We start from the raw sequence: 21,402 nt of genomic DNA, 5'->3' as shown, positions 1-21,402 counted from the left end.
GCGCCACACGATGTGCTGATTTTCGGTCATACTCATCTTCCCGTTGCGCGGAAGCGCGAAGGGCAATATTTCTTCAATCCGGGCTCTGCGAGCATCCCTAAAGGTGGCTTTGAAGCCAGCTACGGCATGCTGAATGATGGTGTTCTGACCGTTCACGCCCTGGAAAGTGAAGGGGTTATTGCACAGGTGGACATTACCCCGTAACTTACCGTTTGTTGAACCGATAACGCGCCGTAAGAGCGCCCCTAAGAGAAGGTTTCCCGATGGTGGAACAGAGTCATTTTGTTGGCACGGAATGGGTAGACATTGTCAATGAAGACAATGAAGTGATAGCGCAAGCCAGCCGTGAGCAAATGCGCGCGCAGCGGTTGCGCCATCGTGCTACCTATATTGTTGTTCATGACGGTATGGGCAAAATTCTGGTGCAGCGCCGTACCGAGTCGAAAGACTTCCTGCCGGGCATGCTTGATGCTACCGCGGGTGGCGTTGTCCAGTCCGACGAACAGCTTCTCGATTCTGCCCGCCGCGAAGCGGAAGAAGAATTAGGGATTGCCGGCGTGCCGTTCGCCGAACACGGGCAGTTCTACTTCGAAGATGATAACTGTCGCGTCTGGGGCGGGCTGTTCAGCTGCGTTTCCCACGGGCCGTTTGCGCTGCAGGAGGAAGAGGTCAGTGAGGTTTGCTGGCTGTCACCGGAAGAGATCACCGCCCGCTGCGACGAGTTCACACCGGATTCCCTGAAGGCGCTGGCGCTGTGGATGACCCGCAACGCCAAGAACGAAAAGCAGCCGACAACGACCGTGGAATAATTTTAATTGTCCGATGCCCTTCTTCAGGATGGGTCAATGACAATAAAAAAGGCCGCAATAAATTGCGGCCTTTTTACTGCTTAACGAAACTTAGTCTTGCTGGGAAGACTGAATCGCCGTCAGTGCTATGGTGTAAACGATATCGTCTACCAGCGCGCCGCGGGACAGATCGTTAACCGGTTTGCGCATGCCCTGCAGCATTGGCCCGATAGAGATCAGATCTGCTGAACGCTGTACCGCTTTGTAGGTGGTGTTACCGGTGTTCAGATCCGGGAAGATGAACACGGTCGCACGACCCGCAACAGGGGAGTTTGGCGCTTTGGATTTCGCTACGTCAGCCATAACCGCTGCGTCATACTGCAGCGGGCCGTCGATAACCAGGTCCGGGCGTTTTTCCTGCGCGATACGGGTGGCTTCGCGAACTTTCTCAACGTCACTACCTGCACCGGAAGTACCGGTGGAGTAGGAAAGCATCGCTACGCGAGGTTCGATCCCGAATGCAGTCGCAGAATCTGCGGACTGAATAGCGATTTCTGCCAGCTGCTCGGCCGTTGGGTCCGGGTTGATCGCGCAGTCGCCGTAAACATAAACCTGTTCAGGCAGCAGCATGAAGAACACGGAAGAAACCAGAGAACTGCCCGGTGCGGTTTTGATCAGCTGCAGCGGTGGACGGATGGTGTTGGCTGTGGTGTGAACCGCGCCAGAAACCAGACCGTCGACTTCGTTTTGCTCCAGCATCAGCGTGCCGAGAACCACGTTGTCTTCCAGCTGTTCGCGCGCAACGGCTTCAGTCATGCCTTTGCTCTTACGCAGCTCGACCAGGCGAGCGACATAGCTTTCGCGTACGACTTCAGGATCAACAATCTCGATACCTGCGCCCAGTTCAACGCCCTGATCCGCCGCAACGCGGGTGATAGCATCCGGGTTACCCAGAAGCACACAGGTTGCGATGCCGCGCTCTGCACAGATGGCAGCCGCTTTCACGGTACGTGGTTCGTCGCCTTCTGGCAGCACAACACGTTTGCCCGCTTTACGCGCCAGCTCGGTCAGCTGGTAGCGGAAGGCTGGAGGAGACAGACGGCGGCTACGCTCGGAGGTTGCCGTCAGGGATTCGATCCAGTTGGCATCAATGTGGCTCGCCACATATTCCTGCACTTTCTCGATACGCTGATGGTCATCGGCAGGCACTTCAAGGTTGAAGCTCTGCAGGCTCAACGAAGTCTGCCAGGTGTTGGTGTTAACCATGAATACTGGCAGGCCAGTGGCGAACGCGCGTTCACACAGCTTGCTGACGCGAGCATCCATTTCGTAAGCACCGGTCAGCAGGATCGCACCGATTTCCACGCCATTCATTGCCGCGAGACACGCAGCAACCAGTACGTCAGGACGGTCTGCGGACGTTACCAGCAGAGAGCCTGCACGGAAGTGTTCCAGCATGTGCGGAATACTACGCGCACAGAAGGTAACGGACTTCACGCGACGGGTGTTGATATCGCCTTCGTTAACGATGGTGGCATTCAGATGGCGTGCCATATCGATTGCACGGGTGGCAATCAGATCGAAGCTCCACGGCACCGCGCCCAGGATTGGCATTGGGCTTGAAGCGGTCAGTTCTGCCGGATTAATTTTGACAACTTTCGCTTTGGAAGAGTCATCGAAAATTTCAGACAGGTCAGGACGCGTACGGCCCTGCTCATCAACCGGGGCATTCAGTTTGTTAACGATAACGCCGGTAATGTTGGTGTTTTTCGTGCCGCCGAAGCTGCTACGGGTCAGTTCAATACGCTCTTTCAGTTCTTCCTGAGTATCAGTGCCCTGAGACATCACGAACACGATTTCTGCATTCAGCGTCTTGGCAATTTCGTAGTTCAGGGACTGAGCAAACTGGTGTTTGCGAGTCGGAACCAGGCCTTCAACCAGCACCACTTCAGCATCCTGAGTGTTGGCGTGGTAGTTGGCGATGATCTCTTCCATCAGCACGTCTTTCTGGTTGCTGGAGAGCAGAGATTCAACGTGGCTCATCTTCAGCGGTTCAGCGGCTGGCAGATTGGAATTCGCACGCACGATAGTGGTGGTCTGGTCTGGCGCATCGCCACCGGCACGCGGTTGAGCGATTGGCTTAAAGACGCTCAGACGAACGCCTTTGCGTTCCATAGCACGGATAACGCCAAGGCTGACGCTGGTCAGGCCGACGCTGGTTCCGGTAGGGATCAGCATAATTGTACGGGACACGGTTTATCCTCTTTCGTTACCGCCGGGGGTTGGCGGGAGACAAAACAGCACCGCCAGCAAAGCTGGCGGTGTGGAATCAGGCAGTCAGACGGGCTGCGTCTTGTGCGATGACCAATTCTTCATTGGTCGGGATGACCACGGCAGGGCGGGTGCCTTCTTTGTTGATGAAGCCAGACTTGCCGAAGCGGGCAGCCAGGTTACGCTCGTGATCAACGTCGAAGCCCAGAACGCCCAGTTTGCCCAGGGACAGTTCGCGAACCATCGCGGCGTTTTCGCCGATACCACCAGTGAACACAACTGCGTCCAGACGACCGTCCATCAGAGCAGTGTAAGAACCGATGTATTTCGCCAGGCGGTGGCAGTAAACGTCCATTGCACGTTTAGCGTCAGCTTTGGTGTCGTAGTTGTCTTCAACATAACGGCAGTCGCTGGTGACTTCGGTCAGACCCAGCAGGCCAGACTCTTTGGTCAGCATTTTGTTGATAGCATCAACGCTCATGCCCAGGGTGTCGTGCAGATGGAAGATGATAGCCGGGTCGATGTCACCAGAACGGGTGCCCATCACCAGACCTTCCAGCGGGGTCAGACCCATAGAAGTATCAACACATTCGCCGTTACGGATAGCAGAAACAGAACCACCGTTGCCCAGGTGGCAAGTGATGATGTTCAGTTCTTCAACTGGCTTGTTCAGTACTTTGGCGGCTTCCTGAGTCACATAGAAGTGGCTGGTGCCGTGTGCGCCGTAGCGACGAACGCCGTGTTCTTTGTATAGGCTGTACGGCAGAGCATACAGGTATGACTCTTCCGGCATAGTCTGATGGAACGCGGTGTCGAAGACAGCAACGTTTTTGTTTTTCAGGTTCGGGAAGGATTTCAGCGCTTCCGCGATACCGATCAGGTGCGCCGGGTTGTGCAGCGGTGCAAAAGAGGCAGCGTCTTTGATACCCTGAATAACGGAATCGTCGATAACTACAGAGCCGGTGTACTTCTCGCCGCCGTGAACAACACGGTGACCGATAGCGGTCAACTGAGCAGACAGTTCTGGTTTTTGTGCCAGAATAGTATTAACGATATAGTTAAGCGCTTCACTGTGAGCGGCGCCTGCACCTAAAGCCGCTTCTTGTTTGCTGCCGTCCATTTTCCATTTCAAACGTGCTTCTGGGAGATGGAAACATTCGGCCAAACCAGAGAGGTACTCTTCACCGTTTACCGCATCAATGATGGCGAATTTCAGTGAGGAGCTACCGCAGTTCAGAACCAGTACTAACTTACTCGACATGGAAGTACCTATTAATCTTATGTGGCTAAAAAAACGTCAGTGAGTCAAAGAGCGTAGCGCATGATGACGCTGACATTTATGATTAACATCATGCCTGATACTTTTATCGGGCATGACGAAAGAAAATCGGTTGATTCAGCATTCAGTTTTGCACAATTTTCAACCGTTGGCAGAATGTGCAATAATTTGACGAATCGTGAGAGTGAGTCTACGCCCCTCTCAGGCCGCACAGGATACCTGATTGCTGCCTTTATTGCCAAAATGTTTTGAACGTTGTCATGTAGAGTTGTTGTTTTGCACGAAATTTTGATTTTTTATCTGTGAAGTTGAGGTAACGCCATGTCGACACCCGAGAACCGCCCGGTCAGCTTTTTTAGTTCGTTCCGCCGTGGGCAGCATTACGCAAAGACGTGGCCGATGGAAAAACGCCTTGCCCCGGTGTTTGTTGAAAATCGCGTGATCCGCGCTACCCGCCACGCCATCCGCTTTATGCCACCGCTGGCTGTTTTTACGCTGTGCTGGCAAATCGCCCTCGGTGGCCAACTCGGCCCAACCGTCGCCACCGCGCTGTTTGCGCTAAGCCTGCCAATGCAAGGATTATGGTGGCTGGGCAAGCGTTCTGCCACGCCGCTGCCACCGACGATTTTGAGCTGGTTCTACGAAGTGCGCGGCAAATTACAGGAATCTGGACAGGCGCTGGCCCCGGTTGAAGGCAAGCCAGATTACCAGGCATTAGCTGAAACGCTTAAGCGCGCGTTCAAACAACTGGATAAAACTTTCCTTGATGATTTGTAATTAACCCGCAAAAACGCATATAAAAGAGGGCATACACTTTGTAAGCCCTTTTTTTCATGCCGTAGCGCAACAGGAGTCGAAAATGGAAATGACCAACGCTCAACGTCTGATTTTGTCGAATCAGTATAAAATGATGACCATGATGGATCCCGATAACGCCGAGCGTTATCGCCGTCTGCAGACGATTATTGAGCGCGGCTACGGCCTGCAAATGCGCGAACTGGATCGCGAATTCGGCCAACTGACCGAAGAAACCTGTCGGATTATTATCGACATCATGGAGATGTATCACGCCCTGCATGTTTCCTGGACCAACCTGAAAGATGCTGATGCGATTGACGAACGTCGCGTGACCTTCCTTGGTTTTGATGCGGCAACGGAAGCCCGTTATCTCGGCTATGTGCGCTTTATGGTCAACATTGAAGGCCGTTACGCCCATTTCGATGCCGGGACTCACGGTTTCAACGCGCAAACGCCTATGTGGGAAAAATACCAGCGCATGCTGAGCGCATGGCATGCGTGTCCGCGTCAGTACCACCTGAGCAGCAACGAAATTAATCAGATTATCAACGCCTGATGGAGGCCGCCGTGCAGTGCAAAGGCTTTTTATTCGATCTTGACGGAACGCTGGTGGATTCCTTGCCGGTCGTGGAACGTTCCTGGTGTCACTGGGCTGACAGACACGGTTTGAGCCACGATGAAGTGCTGAACTTTATTCATGGTAAACAGGCGATAACTTCACTGCGCCATTTTCTGCCGGGCAAAACGGAAGAACAAATCCAGGCCGAGTTTAGCTGGCTTGAGCAGCTTGAAGCGCAGGACATAGACGGGATCACCGCACTTCCTGGCGCGTTGGCGCTGCTGAATCATCTGGATGAAGCCGGGATTCCGTGGGCAATTGTGACATCGGGTTCAATTCCCGTTGCCCATGCACGCCATCGTGCGGCGGGCCTGCCGGAAGCGAAAGTGTTCGTCACCGCCGAGCAAGTGAAACGAGGCAAACCGGAGCCAGATGCGTATCTTCTGGGGGCTGAATTGCTGGGCCTACCGCCTGCACAATGTGCTGTGGTAGAAGATGCGGCGGCAGGAATGCTTTCTGGCCTTGCTGCGGGTTGTCGAGTGATTGCGGTCAATGTTCCTCAGGACGCGCCGCGTTTAAACGAAGCGGATTTCGTGCTCACCACGCTGGAAGCGCTGAGCATCACCCGTCAACCGGATGGCACTGTTGACGTCGCCCTAAAAGCGTAAACGCATTGATATAGCCCCGCTCAGTCGGGGCTTTTTTATGTCAAACTACGGATTCTCTTTTCTGACAAGGATATGTTGTGAACGGTGAACTGATTTGGGTGCTGTGCCTGCTGGCGGTGGCGGTGCTGTTGTTTGCCACCGGCAAAGTGCGCATGGATGCCGTCGCCCTGCTGGTGATTGTTGCTTTCGTTCTTAGCGGAACGCTCACCTTAAGCGAAGCCTTTTCTGGTTTTAGCGATCCTAACGTTATTCTTATCGCCGCGCTGTTTATCATCGGCGACGGGTTAGTGCGCACGGGCGTTGCCACCAGCATGGGCTCATGGCTGGTGAAAGTGGCAGGCAACAGCGAAATCAAAATGCTGATCTACCTGATGCTGACGGTGGCAGGGCTTGGGGCGTTTATGAGCTCTACGGGGGTTGTGGCGATTTTTATCCCGGTGGTGCTGAGCGTTTGCATGCGCATGAATACCTCGCCCTCGAGACTGATGATGCCGCTGAGTTTCGCCGGGCTAATCAGCGGCATGATGACGCTGGTTGCCACACCCCCTAATCTGGTTATCAACAGCGAACTGCTGCGCGAAGGGCTCGACGGATTTAGCTTCTTTAGCGTCACACCGATTGGCCTCGTCGTACTGGTGCTCGGCATTGTCTATATGTTGCTGGTGCGCTTTATGCTGCCGGGCGATGAAAACGAGTCAAAACACGATAAACGACGCACGTTTCGCGATCTTATCAAAGAATATCGACTCAACGGTCGTGCGCGGCGGTTGGCTATTCGCCCAGGTTCGCCGTTAGTTGGGCAGCGTCTGGACGATTTGAAACTGCGTGAGCGCTACGGCGCGAATATCATCGGCGTCGAACGCTGGCGGCGTTTTCGCCGGGTGATCGTTAATGTGAATGGGGTTTCGGAATTTCACGCGCGTGATGTTCTGCTGATTGATATGTCATCGGCGGAGGTCGATTTACGCCAGTTCTGTAGCGAACAATTACTTGAACCAATGGTGCTGCGCGGGGAGTATTTCTCCGATCAGGCGCTGGATGTCGGTATGGCGGAAGTGTCACTGATCCCGGATTCCGAAATGGTGGGCAAAACCGTGCGGGAAATGGGTTTTCGTTCGCGTTATGGTCTGAATGTTGTGGGCATGAAGCGCGAGGGCCATGCCGTCGAGGGGTCCATCGTGGATGAATCGATCGAACTTGGTGACATTCTGCTGGTGGTCGGCAACTGGAAACAGATAGCGCAGCTTGCCCAGCGCGGGCGCGATTTTGTGGTTCACAACATGCCTATCGAAGTGAATGATGCTTCCCCGGCGCACAGTCAGGCACCGCATGCGGTTTTTTGCCTTGTGTTGATGGTGGCCCTGATGCTGACCGACGAAATACCTAACCCGATCGCCGCGATTATCGCTTGTCTGCTGATGGGCAAATTCCGTTGCATTAATGCCGAGAGTGCTTATAAAGCAATTCACTGGCCGAGTATTATTTTGATTGTCGGCATGATGCCGTTCGCGCACGCGTTGCAAAAAACCGGTGGCGTCGATCTGGTGGTGAAAGGGCTGATGGAAGTGGGCGGTGGGCAGGGGCCGTATTTGATGCTGATCTGTCTGTTCGTGATGTGTGCGACCATTGGCCTGTTTATTTCCAACACAGCCACGGCGGTACTGATGGCACCCATTGCGCTGGCTGCAGCAAAATCGATGGGCGTGTCGCCTTATCCGTTTGCGATGATGGTGGCAATGGCCGCATCGGCGGCCTTCATGACACCTGTATCATCACCGGTAAACACGCTTGTACTGGGGCCGGGAAAATACCGTTTCAGTGATTTTGTAAAGATTGGCGTACCCTTCACCCTGTTGGTGATGGTGGCCTGTGTGGTGTTGATTCCGATGTTGTTTCCGTTTTGAGCGTGAGAACGTTGCCGGGTGGCGGTTTCGCCTTACCCGGTCTTTAAGCAGAACCCGTAAGCCCTGCAAGCACAGCGCTGCTGGGCGAATAGTGGAATAGTTAAAGCGGCGAGTCCTGGCTTATTTCATCGAGCGATAACTGGAAGCTTGGCACGAAGACCTGCATGAAGTAGTCCATTTCTTCGCTGCGGCGGGATTCCAGCGTCTTTTCCAGCCGTCCTTTCGCCAGCAGAAATTCATTATTCCCGGCAGACAGTTCTTCCAGACATTTCAGATATGCGCACAGCGCATCGGCCTGTTTCACCAACAACTTTTCTTCTTCACTGGAATGATGTTCGTTGATCAGCGGCTCAAAAATATCACGCAGCTCATCCGGCACCATATCAACCAGTTTTTGCTGAGCAATCTTTTCTATCGCTTTGTATTCCTGAGCAATCTGGGAATTGAAATATTTGACCGGGGTAGGCAGGTCGCCTGTCAGCACTTCGGAAGCATCGTGATACATCGCCAGCAGCGCGATCCGTTCAGGATTAACCGTACCGTTAAACTTACGATTTTTGATTGCCGCCAGTGCGTGGGCCACCATAGCGACCTGCAAACTGTGCTCGGAAACATTTTCAGTGCGCACATTGCGCATGAGCGGCCAACGATTGATGAGTTTCAGACGGGAAAGGTGGGCAAAGAAATGACTCTGGCTCATGAGGTTCCTTGATGCGTTACAGCAGGTTACTCATTGTGCGCCGAGTTGACCGCCGGATGCAAATTCCGGCGGTCAGCGGTTTTAAGACTGATGGTAGCCGGAGAGGAAGCGGCCAAAGCGGGAAATCGACATTTCCAGATCGTCGATGCGCGGCAGGGTAACGATACGCACGTGATCCGGCCACGGCCAGTTGAAAGCAGAGCCCTGAACCAGCAACACTTTTTCCTGCAACAGGAAATCGAGCACCATTTTCTGGTCGTCGTGAATATTAAACCGCTTGCTGTCAATTTTCGGGAACATATACAGCGCGCCATTAGGCTTCACGCAACTGACGCCCGGGATCTCATTGATCAGTTCCCATGCACGATTGCGTTGCTCATACAGACGCCCACCGGGTGCAACAAATTCACTGATACTTTGATAGCCGCCCAGCGCTGTTTGAATGGCGTGCTGTGCCGGAACGTTGGCGCATAAACGCATGGATGCCAACATTTCCAGGCCTTCTATATAGCCTTTGGCATGTTTCTTCGGCCCGTTCAGCACCATCCAGCCCTGACGGAATCCGGCGACGCGATAGGTTTTAGACAAACCGTTAAAGGTGACGGTCAGCAGATCCGGTGCAAGGGCCGCGATCGAATGGTGCTGGGCTTCGTCATACAGGATCTTGTCGTAGATTTCGTCAGCAAAAATAATCAGATTATGCTGACGTGCGATTTCTACAATCTCCAGCAGCAGCTCTTTCGAGTAGACCGCGCCGGTTGGGTTGTTCGGGTTAATAATCACGATCCCGCGGGTGCGCGGGGTGATTTTGCTGCGAATATCGTCAAGATCCGGGAACCAGCCAGCGGATTCGTCGCAGAGGTAATGCACTGCTTTACCGCTTGAAAGCGAGACCGCTGCTGTCCACAGCGGATAATCAGGGGCAGGAACCAGCATTTCATCGCCGCTGTTGAGCAGCGCCTGCATGGCCTGAACGATCAGTTCAGACACACCGTTGCCGATGTAGATATCTTCTACCGTGACGTCGCGCATGTCGCGCGCCTGGTAGTGTTGCATGATGGCTTTACGGGCCGAATACAATCCTTTGGAATCGCAGTACCCCTGCGCCGTAGGAAGGTTGCGGATGACATCTACGAGGATTTCATCTGGCGCGTCGAAGCCGAACGGGGCAGGGTTGCCGATGTTCAGTTTGAGGACTTTATTGCCTTCTTCCTCAAGACGTTTAGCTTCCTTAAGTACCGGGCCACGGATGTCGTAACAGACATTATCTAATTTGCTGGATTTTTCGATGGGGGACATGGATCTCGACCTTTTTGCTAGTTTCGCCGCTCCCTGCCGTGGAAGCCTGCATGGAATAAGGTACTCCCCATCCCGTGTATTTTGAAGGGTAACAGGACAATATTTTGCACAGTGCGCAATAGATCCGTAATTTGTTTGTCTGAGATTAAGCTGCTTCGACTGCTTAAATCACCTCGCTTTACGATTCACTCCAGTCATTAATGCTGATTTTTTTGTTATTGCGTGAATTTTTAACTGCATTAATTAAATCTGTCGACGACTCTCCTGTCCAACAATTAAGGATTTCTGGTGAAAATTTAGGCGCTAAAACACGGTGGTTTGCTAACATTAAGATGATGCCTAATACGCTGCGCTGTGAATACATTGTTAAGTGTTGTTAATGAAAGAATCTTTAATCAATTAATAATATTTCATTAATTGCAAAGTTATCTTTTCTGTTTGTTAATTTATTCCTGGTTCATGATTATCATTTAAATTTTTATGTAAGATAAAGCCTAATACCACTTATAAATATAATGTTTTTGCGGTAGGATACCACGGTCAGCATGCCGCGATTACCACCATGACGGTGATGGTCTGGTTTGCTGTTTCAATGTAACTTTATGTTATTGCTCGTATTTTTGTTGATTTCGATGTGCCTGTGAATCCTGGCAATATTGTTGAGAGTTCTTAAAGAACTCAGAGTAAAAGTAACCGTTTTTTTTGAATAATCTCACACAAATGTGCCAGAAATAATTATCTCGTTATCCAGGTGTAAGCAAAAATATAGCTAAGGGGTCTGCTCATAGAGAAGCAGGCAGGCAATTATAATGCAATAACGCTCTTTCAGGCATTCGTCCGGCTCGCCGGGCCGGGGGATATGATTCAAAAGGAATTGCCTGAGTTTCGTGGAGCACAGCATCAACCAGGCAGGTCAGCACATGCAACCTGTAAGTGAAGAAATATGATTAACGCAAATCGTCCGATATTGAATCTCGATCTCGATCTGCTGAGAACGTTTGTTGCGGTCGCCGATCTGAACACCTTTGCCGCCGCTGCCGCTGCTGTATGCCGGACCCAGTCCGCTGTTAGTCAGCAGATGCAGCGTCTTGAGCAATTGGTCGGCAAAGAATTGTTCGCCCGACATGGTCGAAACAAGCTGCTTACCGAGCACGGTATTCAATTGTTGGGTTATGCCCGCAAGATCCTGCGCTTTAATGATGAAGCCTGTACATCGCTTATGTTTAGTTCGCTGCAAGGGATGCTGACTATTGGTTCGTCTGATGAATCGGCGGACACGATCCTGCCGTTTTTGCTCAACCGAATAAGCTCAGTTTATCCCAAACTGGCGCTGGATGTACGCGTTAAGCGCCATGCGGAAATGGGCGAAATGCTATTGGCGGGCGAAGTGGATCTGGTATTAACCACTCATCGGCTGGCGCAGTTTGAGTCTGTGTTGCTGCGTACCTCACCGACGCTCTGGTACTGCGCGGCAGACTACGTGCTGCCGCCAGGCGAAGCGGTGCCGCTGGTGCTGCTGGACGATCCTAGTCCGTTCCGCGATATGATTATCGATACCCTGAATGCGGCACGCATTCCATGGCGTTTGGCTTACGTCGCCTCAACGCTGTCTGCCGTGCGCGCGGCGGTTAAAGCGGGGTTAGGCGTCACAGCGCGTCCCGTTGAGATGATGAGCCCTGAGCTGCGCGTATTGGGTAAAAGCGATGGATTGCCGCAGTTACCAGATACCGAATATCTGCTGAGCTGTAACCCTCAGAGTCCGAACGAATTGGTGCAGGCGATTTTTCAGTCACTTGAAAGTTATAATAATCCCTGGTATCAGTATGGCGGATATACCTCGGAAGGGGGAGATGATACCCTTGTTGCTGAAAAGGATTTAGGGTAAAAGCATCCTTGTTATCTGGTAACAAATTGTAAGTGCAAAAAAAGGCTGCTGATGAGCAAATTCCGCTCAGCGGCCTTTTTTGTGGATAAAGAGTAAGCGTAATTGTTTCTTTGTGCTTTTTTATCTTTATTTTTCATTACACTATGCGCGTTGGTAATGTTTTTCTCTCTCTTTACAATCCTAACTTACCACTTCCTGCTAATGTTAAAAAAACGGTCGTATTGTTGCTGTTTTTATGTGTGAATTAACAGAAGCGTGTCTCAGATCAAGAAAATACTCCCGATTGGGGGGAGGAATCACCGCCGATTCCTGTCAAAATAGAAGGGTTACGTGTATTTAAACCTCACACGGACACGATTCACCAACCGTAAATCCACAAGGTTTTTTCGCTGCGAAAAAGCTAAAGGGCATTTAATGTTAATGGGAGGTGTTCGGTGTAAACTAATGTGAGGAAACTTTTGTTAAAGTTGACAAAAGGTTATAGAAAGGAGTAAAAAACCACATCATTTAGCTGTTTTTGCCCAGTAGTGGCACACTTTTTGTGGTTTTTAATTCCTCCCCATGAATCATGTGGCGTTCATCTGCCAATCAGAGCAGAGTTCCGGCGCTACTTATTTTGGTAAAGCTTTGCGTATGTCAACATCCACTGAAGTCATCGCTCATCACTGGGCATTCGCTATATTTCTCATCATTGCCATAGGCCTCTGCTGTTTGATGCTGGTTGGCGGTTGGTATCTCGGCGGTCGCGCGCGCGCGCGTAGCAAGAACACCCCGTTCGAGTCGGGTATCGACTCTGTGGGCTCCGCTCGCTTACGTCTCTCGGCGAAGTTTTACCTGGTCGCCATGTTCTTCGTCATCTTTGACGTGGAAGCCCTTTACCTTTACGCATGGTCTACATCAATCCGTGAAAGCGGTTGGGTGGGCTTTGTAGAAGCCGCAATTTTCATTTTAGTGTTACTGGCAGGCCTGGTTTACCTCGTTCGTATTGGTGCGCTGGACTGGACGCCTTCGCGTTCCCGCCGCACGCTGGTTAACCCGGAAACCGACAGTACTACTAATCGTCATACGCAGTAAAAGCGAGGCAATAAGATGGATTATACGCTCACCCGCATAGATCCTAACGGTGAGAACGACCGTTACCCCCTGCAAAAACAAGAGATCGTCACCGACCCTCTTGAGCAGGAAGTAAACAAAAGCGTGTATGTAGGCAAGCTCGAAAATGCCTTGCACGACATGGTCAACTGGGGCCGCAAGAACTCAATCTGGCCTTACAACTTTGGCCTGTCTTGCTGCTACGTTGAAATGGTTACGTCATTCACTGCGGTGCATGACGTTGCGCGTTTTGGTGCAGAAGTACTGCGTGCTTCCCCGCGTCAGGCTGACCTGATGGTGGTGGCGGGTACTTGCTTCACCAAAATGGCCCCTGTTATTCAGCGCCTCTATGACCAGATGCTCGAGCCGAAATGGGTAATTTCCATGGGCGCCTGTGCAAACTCTGGCGGCATGTACGACATTTATTCTGTTGTGCAGGGCGTCGATAAGTTTATCCCGGTCGATGTTTATATCCCAGGTTGCCCGCCGCGTCCGGAAGCCTACATGCAAGCGCTGATGCTGCTGCAGGAATCGATCGGCAAAGAACGTCGTCCGCTCTCTTGGGTGGTTGGCGATCAGGGCGTGTATCGCGCCAATATGCAATCTGAGCGCGAGCGTAAACGCGGCGAACGTATTGCTGTGACGAATCTCCGTACACCTGACGAGATTTAACTTTGCGCCTGTTGGCCGTGATTTAGCCTTCGCATATCAAAATTAATAGCGCGGAGCCACGTCCGACAGTCACCACGGACCTTTTGCAAGGTGAACAATATGACCGATTTAACCGCGCATGAAGCTGCCGCATGGCAGACCCGGGATCATCTTGATGACCCGGTGATTGGCGAACTGCGCAACCGTTTTGGGCCGGATGCCTTTACCGTTCAGCCAACCCGCACCGGGGTACCCGTTGTTTGGGTTAAGCGTGAACAGTTACTGGAAGTTGTCGATTTCCTCAAGAGATTGCCAAAACCTTACGTCATGCTGTTTGATTTACACGGCATGGACGAGCGTCTGCGCACTCACCGTGACGGGTTACCCGCCGCTGATTTTTCCGTTTTCTATCATCTGATTTCTATCGACCGCAACCGCGACATCATGCTCAAGGTTGCGCTGTCTGAGAACGATCTGAATGTGCCAACGGTGACCAAACTCTTCCCGAACGCCAACTGGTATGAGCGTGAAACCTGGGAAATGTTTGGGATTAACATCCAGGGCCACCCGAATCTGCGCCGTATCATGATGCCGGATACCTGGGAAGGCCACCCGCTGCGTAAAGACTATCCAGCGCGTGCTACCGAATTCGATCCGTTTGAGCTGACGAAAGCAAAACAAGATCTCGAGATGGAAGCGCTGACGTTCAAGCCTGAAGAGTGGGGCATGAAACGCAGCACCGAAAACGAGGACTTCATGTTCCTCAACCTCGGTCCTAACCACCCATCTGCGCACGGTGCATTCCGTATCATCCTTCAGCTGGATGGCGAAGAGATTGTCGACTGCGTGCCGGATATCGGTTACCACCACCGTGGTGCTGAGAAAATGGGCGAGCGTCAGTCCTGGCACAGCTACATTCCGTACACAGACCGTATCGAGTACCTCGGCGGCTGCGTTAACGAAATGCCATACGTACTGGCCGTTGAAAAACTGGCCGGGATCGAAGTGCCGGAGCGCGTGGAAGTTATCCGCGTTATGCTTTCCGAACTCTTCCGTATCAACAGCCATCTGCTGTACATCTCCACGTTCATTCAGGACGTTGGTGCGATGACGCCTGTGTTCTTCGCGTTTACCGATCGTCAGAAAATCTACGATCTGGTTGAAGCGATTACCGGTTTCCGTATGCACCCGGCCTGGTTCCGTATCGGCGGTGTTGCACACGACCTGCCACGTGGCTGGGAAGGCTTGCTGAAAGAGTTCCTCGACTGGATGCCAAAACGTCTGGCCGAATACGAGAAAGCGGCAATTCGTAACACTATTCTGAAAGGGCGTTCACAGGGCGTTGCCGCTTACACCGCGAAAGAAGCGCTGGAGTGGGGCACCACAGGTGCTGGCCTGCGTGCAACCGGTATCGACTTCGACGTGCGTAAAGCCCGTCCTTACTCTGGATACCAGAACTTCGATTTCGAAGTGCCTTTAGGTGGCGGTGTCAGCGATTGCTACACGCGTCTTACCCTGAAAGTTGAAGAGCTGCGCCAGAGCCTGCGCATTCTTGACCAGTGCCTGAAAAATATGCCAGCCGGCCCGTTCAAAGCGGATCATCCGCTGACCACGCCGCCGCCGAAAGAGCGCACGCTGCAGCATATCGAAACCCTGATCACCCACTTCCTGCAGGTTTCCTGGGGCCCGGTTATGCCGGCCAATGAATCCTTCCAGATGATTGAGGCGACCAAGGGCATCAACAGTTACTACCTGACAAGCGACGGCAGCACCATGAGCTACCGCACCCGTATCCGTACGCCGAGCTATGCGCATTTGCAGCAGATCCCTGCGGCAATCCGCGGCAGCCTTGTATCGGATCTGATCGTTTATCTGGGTAGTATCGATTTTGTTATGTCAGATGTGGACCGCTAATTATGCACGAGAATCAACAACCACAAACCGAGGCTTTTGAGCTGAGTGCGGCAGAACGTGACGCTATCGAGCACGAAAAGCACCACTACGAAGACCCGCGTGCGGCGTCCATTGAAGCGCTGAAGATTGTTCAGAAGCAGCGTGGCTGGGTGCCGGATGGGGCGATCTACGCCATTGCCGACGCGCTGGGAATCCCGGCAAGCGATGTCGAAGGTGTTGCTACGTTCTACAGTCAGATCTTCCGCCAGCCGGTTGGCCGTCACGTGATTCGCTATTGCGACAGCGTGGTGTGTCATATCACCGGTTATCAGGGGATTCAGGCCGCGCTTGAGCAAAAACTCAATATTAAGCCAGGCCAGACCACGTTTGATGGTCGCTTCACCCTGCTGCCGACCTGTTGCCTCGGCAACTGCGATAAGGGGCCGAACATGATGATTGATGAAGATACTCACAGTCATCTGACGCCGGAGGCGATCCCTGACCTGCTGGAGCGGTATAAATGAAAAACGTTACCCTGACGCCTGAAACGCATCCGCTGACGTGGCGTCTGCGCGAAGACAAACAGCCGGTGTGGCTCGAAGAATATGAGAGCAAAAACGGTTATGCCGGAGCGCGTAAAGCGCTGGCGGGCATGGCACCGGATGAAATCGTCAACGCGGTAAAAGACGCGGGTCTGAAAGGGCGTGGCGGTGCGGGCTTCTCCACTGGTTTGAAGTGGAGCCTGATGCCAAAAGACGAATCCATGAACATCCGTTACCTGCTGTGTAACGCCGATGAAATGGAGCCGGGCACTTATAAAGACCGCCTGTTGATGGAACAGCTCCCGCATCTGTTGGTAGAAGGCATGCTGATTTCAGCGTTCGCGCTGAAAGCCTACCGTGGCTACATCTTCCTGCGTGGCGAATACATCGAAGCTGCGGTTCACCTGCGTCGTGCGATTGCCGAAGCGACCGAAGCGGGTCTGCTCGGGAAAAACATTCTCGGCACCGGTTTTGATTTCGAACTGATCGTGCATACCGGCGCGGGCCGTTATATCTGCGGGGAAGAAACCGCGCTGATTAACTCCCTCGAAGGTCGTCGTGCGAACCCACGTTCTAAGCCACCGTTCCCGGCAAGTTCCGGCGTATGGGGCAAACCGACCTGCGTCAACAACGTAGAAACCCTGTGCAACGTCCCGGCCATCCTCGCTAATGGCGTGGAGTGGTATCAGAATATCTCGAAAAGCAAAGATGCGGGCACCAAGCTGATGGGCTTCTCCGGTCGCGTGAAGAACCCGGGCCTGTGGGAACTGCCGTTTGGCACCACGGCGCGTGAAATTCTCGAAGACTACGCGGGCGGCATGCGTGATGGCCTGAAATTTAAAGCCTGGCAGCCGGGCGGGGCAGGGACTGACTTCCTGACCGAAGCGCATCTGGATTTGCCGATGGAATTCGAAAGCATCGGTAAAGCGGGTAGCCGTTTAGGTACAGCACTGGCGATGGCCGTTGACCACGAAATCGGAATGGTTGGCCTCGTGCGTAACCTGGAAGAATTCTTTGCCCGCGAATCCTGCGGCTGGTGTACGCCGTGCCGTGATGGCCTGCCGTGGAGCGTGAAAATTCTGCGCGCGATTGAAAATGGCGAAGGCCAGCCGGGCGATATCGAGACACTTGAGCAACTGTGTCGATCGCTTGGGCCGGGCAAGACCTTCTGTGCGCATGCGCCAGGTGCGGTCGAGCCGCTGCAAAGCGCGATTAAATATTTCCGCGACGAATTCGAAGCAGGCATCAAACAGCAGTTCAGCAACACCCATCTGATTAATGGGATCCAGCCTAACTTGCTGAAGAGCCGCTGGTAGCAATTTACAAATTTGATTAACGCCCGGTTTGACCGGGCCAACTGGAAGCACGCTAATGGCTACGATTCATGTAGACGGCAAAGAATACGAGGTCAACGGAGCGGACAACCTGTTACAGGCTTGCCTCTCCCACGGCCTTGATATTCCCTATTTTTGCTGGCATCCGGCGCTGGGAAGCGTTGGCGCCTGCCGCCAGTGTGCGGTGAAGCAATATCAAAACGCGGAAGACACGCGTGGCCGCCTGGTGATGTCCTGTATGACTCCGGCATCCGATGGCACCTTTATCTCTATTGATGACGAAGAAGCGAAGCAGTTCCGCGAGAGCGTGGTCGAGTGGTTGATGACTAACCATCCGCACGACTGTCCGGTCTGTGAAGAGGGCGGCAACTGCCACCTCCAGGATATGACCGTGATGACGGGTCATAACTTCCGTCGCTATCGTTTCACCAAACGTACCCACCGTAACCAGGATTTGGGGCCGTTCATCTCTCACGAAATGAACCGCTGCATCGCCTGTTACCGCTGCGTGCGCTACTACAAAGATTACGCCGATGGCGGCGATCTGGGTGTTTACGGCGCGCACGACAACGTCTATTTCGGTCGTCCGGAAGACGGTACGCTGGAGAGCGAATTCTCCGGTAACCTCGTTGAAATCTGCCCGACTGGCGTTTTCACCGACAAAACCCACTCCGAGCGTTACAACCGTAAATGGGACATGCAGTTTGCGCCAAGCATCTGCCAGCAGTGTTCCCTTGGCTGTAACACCAGCCCGGGTGAGCGTTATGGCGAACTTCGCCGTATCGAAAACCGTTACAACGGTACCGTAAACCATTACTTCCTGTGCGACCGTGGTCGTTTCGGTTATGGCTACGTGAACCTGAAAGACCGTCCGCGTCAGCCGGTACAGCGTCGTGGGGATGATTTCATCACCCTGAACGCCGAGCAGGCGATGCAGGGCGCGGCCGATATTCTGCGCCAGTCGAAGAAAGTCATCGGCATCGGTTCCCCGCGTGCGAGCGTTGAAAGCAACTTCGCGCTGCGTGAACTGGTCGGTGCGGATAACTTCTATACCGGTATCGCCAAAGGCGAGCAGGAACGTCTGCAACTGGCCCTGAAAGTGCTGCGCGAAGGCGGCATTCATACGCCTGCGCTGCGTGACATCGAATCTTACGATGCCGTGCTGGTGCTGGGTGAAGACATCACGCAGACCGGGGCTCGCGTTGCGCTGGCTGTTCGCCAGGCGGTGAAAGGTAAAGCACGTGAAATGGCAGCGGCACAGAAAGTGGCTGACTGGCAGATTGCGGCGATCCTCAACATCGGTCAACGTGCCAAGCATCCGCTGTTTGTGACGAATGTCGACGGTACACGTCTGGATGACATCGCGGCGTGGACTTACTGCGCACCGGTTGAAGATCAGGCGCGTTTAGGCTTTGCTATCGCTCACGCGCTGGATGATAGTGCGCCAGCGGTGGAAGGCCTTAGCAACGATTTAAAAGGCAAAGTGGACGTTATCGTGCAGGCGTTAGCCGGTGCGAAAAAACCACTGATTGTCTCCGGGACTAACTCCGGCAGTGCTGAAATCATTCAGGCCGCTGCTAACGTCGCCAAAGCGCTGAAAGGCCGTGGTGCAGACGTTGGCGTGACCATGATTGCTCGTGCGGTCAACAGCGTTGGTCTCGGCATGATTGGCGGTGGTTCGCTTGAAGAAGCACTGGACGAACTGGAAAGCGGTTCTGCCGATGCGGTGGTGGTGCTGGAAAACGATCTGCATCGTCACGCTTCTGCTGCTCGCGTTGATGCTGCGCTGTCCAAAGCACCGCTGGTGATGGTTATCGACCATCAGCGCACGGCGATTATGGACAAAGCCCATCTGGTGCTGTCTGCCGCGAGCTTCGCGGAAAGCGACGGGACGGTTATCAACAACGAAGGCCGCGCTCAGCGTTTCTTCCAGGTTTATGATCCGGCTTATTACGACAGCAATATCATCATGCTGGAAAGCTGGCGCTGGCTGCACTCGTTGCACAGCACTCTCGAAAGCCGTGAAGTCGACTGGACTCAGCTCGATCACGTGATTGATGCCGCTGTTGCTGCTCTGCCACAACTGGCAGGCATCAAAGAAGCCGCACCTGACGCTTCGTTCCGTATCCGTGGTCAGAAACTGGCGCGTGAACCGCACCGCTACAGTGGACGTACCGCAATGCGGGCGAACATCAGCGTGCATGAACCGCGTCAGCCGCAGGATAAAGACACCATGTTCGCCTTCTCAATGGAAGGGAACAACCAGCCATCCGCCGCGCGTTCGCAAATTCCGTTCGCATGGGCGCCAGGCTGGAACTCACCGCAGGCATGGAACAAGTTCCAGGCTGAAGTGGGTGGCAAACTGCGTCACGGTGATCCGGGTGTGCGTCTGATCGAAGCATCGGAAAACGGTCTGTCTTATTTCGACCAGGTACCGACAAGCTTTGAAGCGCAGGACGGTCAGTGGCGTATCGCGCCGTATTACCACCTGTTCGGCAGTGACGAACTGTCACAGCGTTCGCCGGTCTTCCAGCAACGCATGCCACAGCCGTACATCAAGCTCAATCCAGCAGATGCCGCGAAACTGGGCGTTAACGCCGGGGCGAACATTGCGCTGAGCTACGACGGTCAAACCATCAATCTGCCGCTGGTGCTTTCCGAAGCGCTGACAGCAGGGCAGGTAGGTCTGCCGATGGGTATGCCAGGTATTGCGCCAGTGCTGGCGGGTGCGCGTATTGAAAATCTGCAGGAGGCGAAAGCATGAGTTGGTTAACACCGGATGTTATCGACATTCTGTTAAGCATCCTGAAAGCGGTCGTTATTCTGCTGGTAGTAGTCACCTGCGGCGCGTTCATGAGCTTTGGTGAACGTCGTCTGCTCGGTCTGTTCCAGAACCGTTATGGACCGAACCGCGTAGGCTGGGGTGGTTCACTCCAGCTGGTGGCGGACATGATCAAGATGTTCTTCAAAGAGGACTGGATCCCGAAATTTACCGACAAGGTTATCTTTACCCTTGCGCCGGTTATCGCGTTCACCTCTTTGCTGCTGTCGTTCGCCATTGTCCCGGTCAGTCCGACCTGGGTGGTGGCTGACCTCAACATCGGCGTCCTGTTCTTCCTGATGATGGCAGGCCTGGCGGTTTATGCCGTGCTGTTCGCGGGTTGGTCGAGTAACAACAAATACTCGCTGCTTGGTGCAATGCGTGCTTCCGCGCAGACCCTGAGCTACGAAGTGTTCCTCGGCCTGTCGCTGATGGGCGTTGTCGCGCAGGCTGGCTCCTTCAACATGACCGATATCGTCAATAACCAGGCGCATCTGTGGAACGTGATTCCACAGTTCTTCGGCTTCATCACTTTCGCTATCGCGGGCGTGGCGGTGTGTCACCGTCATCCGTTTGACCAGCCGGAAGCGGAGCAGGAACTGGCCGACGGTTACCACATTGAATATTCCGGTATGAAATTCGGCCTGTTCTTCGTGGGTGAATATATCGGTATCGTCACCGTGTCAGCGCTTATCGTGACGCTGTTCTTCGGTGGCTGGCAGGGTCCGTTCTTACCGCCATTCATCTGGTTCGCGATCAAAACCGCGTTCTTCATGATGATGTTCATTTTGATCCGTGCTGCATTGCCACGTCCGCGTTATGACCAGGTGATGTCCTTCGGCTGGAAAGTGTGCCTGCCGCTGACGCTGATCAACTTGTTGGTAACGGCGGCTGTCATTCTCTGGCAGCAGCCATAAG

At 53.3% G+C, this 21,402-nt stretch carries 19 protein-coding genes; 15 read left to right on the top strand and 4 right to left on the bottom strand.

All coding sequences use genetic code 11. The features are described 5' to 3' along the window. A partial coding sequence (locus VH187_RS22090; protein WP_329703581.1) for a metallophosphoesterase family protein occupies positions 1 to 204 on the top strand: 204 nt, incomplete at its 5' end. 59 nt (positions 205 to 263) lie between these two features. Further along, positions 264 to 809, top strand: a complete 546-nt coding sequence (yfcD, locus tag VH187_RS22085) for an NUDIX hydrolase YfcD (protein WP_329703580.1) — start codon at positions 264 to 266, stop codon at positions 807 to 809. 90 nt (positions 810 to 899) lie between these two features. On the opposite strand, the gene pta is transcribed toward yfcD, so the two are convergent. Beyond that, positions 900 to 3,041, bottom strand: coding sequence for a phosphate acetyltransferase (gene pta, locus VH187_RS22080; protein ID WP_329703579.1), 2,142 nt, complete (start codon positions 3,039 to 3,041; stop codon positions 900 to 902). A gap of 76 nt (positions 3,042 to 3,117) precedes the next feature. Further along, positions 3,118 to 4,320: an acetate kinase gene (gene ackA, locus VH187_RS22075; protein ID WP_329703578.1), complete on the bottom strand. Its 1,203-nt coding sequence runs from the start codon at positions 4,318 to 4,320 to the stop codon at positions 3,118 to 3,120. A gap of 60 nt (positions 4,321 to 4,380) precedes the next feature. Between ackA and VH187_RS22070 the strand changes: the two genes are divergently transcribed. The 5 genes from VH187_RS22070 to VH187_RS22050 all read left to right on the top strand — a co-directional run bounded on the left by VH187_RS22070 (position 4,381) and on the right by VH187_RS22050 (position 8,267). Further along, entirely contained in the window at positions 4,381 to 4,590 is a 210-nt protein-coding gene (locus VH187_RS22070; protein ID WP_329703577.1) for a hypothetical protein, read from the top strand. 69 nt (positions 4,591 to 4,659) lie between these two features. Continuing rightward, complete coding sequence (yfbV, locus tag VH187_RS22065; RefSeq protein ID WP_329703576.1) at positions 4,660 to 5,115, top strand: terminus macrodomain insulation protein YfbV; 456 nt, start codon at positions 4,660 to 4,662, stop codon at positions 5,113 to 5,115. Between the two features lie 82 nt (positions 5,116 to 5,197). Beyond that, entirely contained in the window at positions 5,198 to 5,692 is a 495-nt protein-coding gene (locus tag VH187_RS22060) for a YfbU family protein (protein ID WP_329703575.1), read from the top strand. A gap of 11 nt (positions 5,693 to 5,703) precedes the next feature. Beyond that, positions 5,704 to 6,363: a sugar phosphatase gene (locus tag VH187_RS22055; protein WP_329703574.1), complete on the top strand. Its 660-nt coding sequence runs from the start codon at positions 5,704 to 5,706 to the stop codon at positions 6,361 to 6,363. Positions 6,364 to 6,440: 77 nt separating this feature from the next. Continuing rightward, positions 6,441 to 8,267: an SLC13 family permease gene (locus VH187_RS22050; protein WP_329703573.1), complete on the top strand. Its 1,827-nt coding sequence runs from the start codon at positions 6,441 to 6,443 to the stop codon at positions 8,265 to 8,267. Between the two features lie 100 nt (positions 8,268 to 8,367). On the opposite strand, the gene yfbR is transcribed toward VH187_RS22050, so the two are convergent. After that, positions 8,368 to 8,967 carry a 5'-deoxynucleotidase gene (gene yfbR / locus VH187_RS22045; RefSeq protein WP_329703572.1) on the bottom strand — a complete coding sequence of 200 codons (600 nt, stop codon included), beginning with the start codon at positions 8,965 to 8,967 and terminating at the stop codon, positions 8,368 to 8,370. An 81-nt stretch (positions 8,968 to 9,048) separates the two neighbouring features. Next, positions 9,049 to 10,266 (bottom strand): alanine transaminase AlaA, encoded by a 1,218-nt coding sequence (gene alaA, locus VH187_RS22040; RefSeq protein ID WP_329703571.1) that lies wholly within the window; start codon positions 10,264 to 10,266, stop codon positions 9,049 to 9,051. Positions 10,267 to 11,209: 943 nt separating this feature from the next. Here alaA and lrhA point away from each other — a divergent pair. From lrhA to nuoH, 8 genes are all read left to right on the top strand, one after another. Continuing rightward, positions 11,210 to 12,151, top strand: a complete 942-nt coding sequence (lrhA, locus tag VH187_RS22035; RefSeq protein WP_329703570.1) for a transcriptional regulator LrhA — start codon at positions 11,210 to 11,212, stop codon at positions 12,149 to 12,151. Positions 12,152 to 12,778: 627 nt separating this feature from the next. Continuing rightward, positions 12,779 to 13,225 carry an NADH-quinone oxidoreductase subunit NuoA gene (gene nuoA / locus VH187_RS22030; RefSeq protein ID WP_159770227.1) on the top strand — a complete coding sequence of 149 codons (447 nt, stop codon included), beginning with the start codon at positions 12,779 to 12,781 and terminating at the stop codon, positions 13,223 to 13,225. A gap of 15 nt (positions 13,226 to 13,240) precedes the next feature. Further along, positions 13,241 to 13,915, top strand: a complete 675-nt coding sequence (gene nuoB / locus VH187_RS22025) for an NADH-quinone oxidoreductase subunit NuoB (protein WP_329703569.1) — start codon at positions 13,241 to 13,243, stop codon at positions 13,913 to 13,915. Between the two features lie 99 nt (positions 13,916 to 14,014). Beyond that, positions 14,015 to 15,808, top strand: coding sequence for an NADH-quinone oxidoreductase subunit C/D (nuoC, locus tag VH187_RS22020; RefSeq protein ID WP_329703568.1), 1,794 nt, complete (start codon positions 14,015 to 14,017; stop codon positions 15,806 to 15,808). Between the two features lie 2 nt (positions 15,809 to 15,810). Next, positions 15,811 to 16,311, top strand: coding sequence for an NADH-quinone oxidoreductase subunit NuoE (nuoE, locus tag VH187_RS22015; RefSeq protein ID WP_329703567.1), 501 nt, complete (start codon positions 15,811 to 15,813; stop codon positions 16,309 to 16,311). Beyond that, the gene (nuoF, locus tag VH187_RS22010) at positions 16,308 to 17,645 is read left to right on the top strand and encodes an NADH-quinone oxidoreductase subunit NuoF (protein WP_329703566.1); all 1,338 of its coding nucleotides are present in this window, start codon (positions 16,308 to 16,310) and stop codon (positions 17,643 to 17,645) included. Before nuoE ends, nuoF begins: the two co-directional genes overlap by 4 nt. A 55-nt stretch (positions 17,646 to 17,700) precedes the next feature. After that, positions 17,701 to 20,427 (top strand): NADH-quinone oxidoreductase subunit NuoG, encoded by a 2,727-nt coding sequence (gene nuoG, locus VH187_RS22005; protein WP_329703565.1) that lies wholly within the window; start codon positions 17,701 to 17,703, stop codon positions 20,425 to 20,427. Further along, positions 20,424 to 21,401, top strand: a complete 978-nt coding sequence (gene nuoH, locus VH187_RS22000) for an NADH-quinone oxidoreductase subunit NuoH (protein WP_329703564.1) — start codon at positions 20,424 to 20,426, stop codon at positions 21,399 to 21,401. The genes nuoG and nuoH overlap by 4 nt, the downstream gene beginning before the upstream one ends. The last annotated feature ends 1 nt before the right edge of the window (position 21,402 follow it).

The organism is Scandinavium sp., assembly GCF_036271055.1.
GTDB lineage: Bacteria > Pseudomonadota > Gammaproteobacteria > Enterobacterales > Enterobacteriaceae > Scandinavium.
Note: the sequence above shows the minus strand (reverse complement) of the source record. Positions and strands in the feature narration are given on the sequence as shown.